The organism is Flectobacillus sp., from assembly GCF_049240685.1.
In the GTDB taxonomy this organism is placed as follows: domain Bacteria; phylum Bacteroidota; class Bacteroidia; order Cytophagales; family Spirosomataceae; genus Flectobacillus.
Genome location: NZ_JBMLSD010000091.1, coordinates 1 through 3,075 on the forward strand (window position 1 = coordinate 1; position 3,075 = coordinate 3,075).

Annotated in this window: 3 protein-coding genes; all 3 read left to right on the plus strand. The window is 36.2% G+C overall.

What is annotated here, in order from left to right; all coding sequences use genetic code 11:
• The first annotated feature begins 503 nt into the window (after positions 1–503).
• Positions 504–1,331 (plus strand): glycerophosphodiester phosphodiesterase family protein, encoded by an 828-nt coding sequence (locus ACOVQ4_RS04345; protein WP_421819431.1) that lies wholly within the window; start codon positions 504–506, stop codon positions 1,329–1,331.
• Between the two features lie 239 nt (positions 1,332–1,570).
• Entirely contained in the window at positions 1,571–2,383 is an 813-nt protein-coding gene (gene ispE / locus ACOVQ4_RS04350; RefSeq protein WP_421819432.1) for a 4-(cytidine 5'-diphospho)-2-C-methyl-D-erythritol kinase, read from the plus strand.
• A 33-nt stretch (positions 2,384–2,416) separates the two neighbouring features.
• Positions 2,417–2,989 carry a cytochrome c oxidase subunit 3 gene (locus ACOVQ4_RS04355; RefSeq protein ID WP_095160980.1) on the plus strand — a complete coding sequence of 191 codons (573 nt, stop codon included), beginning with the start codon at positions 2,417–2,419 and terminating at the stop codon, positions 2,987–2,989.
• Positions 2,990–3,075: the final 86 nt, after the last annotated feature.

Here is a 3,075-nt window from a genome sequence, read left to right on the forward strand (position 1 = left end):
AATAAGTTAATACACAAAATAAAATTAGATTGTTGTGCTTAAAGCTTACGGCTTTAAGCTTTGGGCATTCGGCAAAAACTTTAACACTCTTTGTCCTTTGCCTGCTCTAGGCTGTAAGCCGTAGGCATTAGGCAAGCACATTCTTTTGCTTATGGCTTAATACATAAAGCTTACGGCTTTCAGCTTTGGGCATTCGGCAAAAACTTTAACACTCTTTGTCCTTTGCCTGCTCTAGGCTGTAAGCCGTAGGCATTAGGCAAGCACATTCTTTTGCTTATGGCTTAATACATAAAGCTTACGGCTTTCAGCTTTGGGCATTCGGCAAAAACTTTAACACTCTTTGCCTTGTGCCTGTTGCCTGTTGCCTTTTGCCTGTTGCCTTGTGCCTTCAACAAAAAATTTGGAACAAATAAGGTATTTTTGAATAACATTTCTTTCATGAAAATTATAAACTTAATAATTTGCATTTTCCCAAAAAGACATCGCTCAGATTACTCTTTATCATGATAAAATCTATTATTTTTCAAGGACATAGAGGTTGTAGAGGACTTTTGCCCGAAAATACTATTCCTGCTTTTATAAAAGCATTAAAATATCCTATCGACTATCTCGAACTGGATGTTTGTCTGAGTAAAGACCTCGATGTTGTCGTTTCGCACGAGCCTTACATGAACTCTCTTTTTTGTTCATATCCAACAGGGGAAGCTGTGCGTAAAAGGGAGGAGAAAGCCCTCAATTTGTTTCAGCTTTCTTATGAACAAATTCGCAGTTTTGATGTTGGTAAGAGAGGGAACAGGTTGTTTCCAGACCAAAAGCCAATGGCCACCTACAAGCCCCTGCTTGCTGAAATGTTAGAGGCTTGTGAAGCACAACGCAAAAAGTATCCTGATTTTGGCTATAATATTGAAATCAAATCGGAAGAGAAAGAATATGGGATTAGCCAGCCACACGAAGTCAATATATTTTGTGATAAAGTATTTGAAGTCTTGAAAAATATCAATCCTGAGCATATTATTGTTCAGAGTTTTGATTTTAATATTTTGAAATACTGTAAACAACAAATGGATTTAGGAGTTTATCCTAAAGTACAACTTTCGGCTTTGGTGACAAATGAGGGCGTTCGCCCTTCATTAGAAAAACTGGGTTTCTTACCTGATTTTTTTAGTCCATACTTTAAAAGTTTGACAGAGAACAAAATAGAGATTTGTCATCAAAAAGGAATTCGTGTAGTGCCTTGGACGATTAATGAAATAGAAGATATGCGTCGTTTGATTATGATGGGTGTAGATGGAATTATTACTGATTATCCGAACAGGATAGAAGAGATCTGAAGCTTTTAGACTTTACCCCACACTAGCCCAAGTCTTAGACTTGAACTAGTGTGTAACAATATACGCTGTACCTCTAGTATATTTGCGAGTATCAAAAATTAAGTAGGAAAACGTCATTAGTTAATAGTATATTGGTTATTTGAAGATTTTCATAATCAAAAAGTTATAGTCAAATTTTACTTCAGATTTACTATTAATTTCATCTTTCCTACTACATAAACGTATTATAATTACTAAAAATGCTAACTTTTCCCAACGCCAAGATTAATATAGGACTTTATATCACCGAGAAACGTGCTGATGGATTCCATAATTTAAGTTCATGTTTTTATCCTGTGGGTTGGAGCGATGCGCTAGAGATATTACCAGCAGAGACTTTGAGTTTTGAGAGTACAGGTATCGATATTCCTGGTGATGCTAGTCAAAACCTTTGTTTGAAAGCCTATCATTTGCTCAAAAAAGATTTTCCTGAAATGCCTCCTGTGCGTATTCATTTACACAAAGTTGTGCCAATTGGAGCAGGTTTGGGGGGAGGGTCGGCAGACTGTGCTTTTACGATTAAATCACTCAACTCGTTATTTGATTTAGGATTAGACGATAAAGCCATGCAGGCGTATGCGAGTCAGTTGGGGAGTGATTGCGCTTTTTTTATTGAAAATAATCCAAAATATTGTTTCGGAAAAGGCGACCAATTTGATGAAATAGCTGTTTCTCTAAAAGGAAAATATATTGTATTGGTCAACCCCAATATTCATATTTCAACGGCCGAAGCTTACGGTTCTATCAAGCCCAAGCCAGCCAATGTTGATTTACCAATAGCCTTATCGCATCCATTAGCGACTTGGAAGAATACTATTTTGAATGATTTTGAAACGAGTCTGGCGCCAAAATATCCTGTAATTCAAGAAATTAAAGATACGCTTTATGAACTAGGTGCGGTATATGCCAGTATGACAGGGTCGGGCTCGACAGTATTTGGTATTTTTGAAAGTACTCCAACAATAGAACAAGCATTTAAAGATTATATGGTTTGGCAAGGGATTTTAGAATAAATAAAAGAGATTGCCTTTCTTCAATTTAAAATTATGCAACGCAAAGAACCTTTTAAGTTTATGCTACAGTTGGCCATGTTTGGAAGTGGCTTATTGTTTTTGGGCTTATTGGTATTCTATACCATATTGAACAGACCCGAAGCTGGTTTTGGCAAACTGATTTTACCCGAAATTTTTTGGGCAAGTACTTTATTAATGCTTATTAGTAGCCTAACGCTGTATCTTGCCGAATGGAGTTTCGATAAGCATCATTTCAAGAGCTATCGGTTTTATATGGGGACTACACTTACTTTAGGTATTTGCTTTATTATTATGCAATTGTTTGGCTGGAAGGAACTGTTTGAACTCAATGCCAACTCGGCGATTCGCACCTCGCGAGGATTCATTATCATGATTTCTGGACTACATATTCTCCATATAGTTGTAGGATTGATTTTTTTAATAAAAATCTTTATTGAATCACTCAAAAGGCTCTCTTATGTAGAATCTTTTGTGTATTCGGTAAACCCTCCAAATCAGCTCAAAGTCAATCTAATTGTATTTTATTGGCATTTTGTAGATATTCTCTGGGTAATCCTCTTTTTGTATTTGTGGTGGCAGAATTAGATTTAAGTTTTTTATAGAAGGCACTAGGCAACAGGCACAAGGCACAGAGTGTTTAAGTGTTTTTTAGTAACCATAGATATATTTTT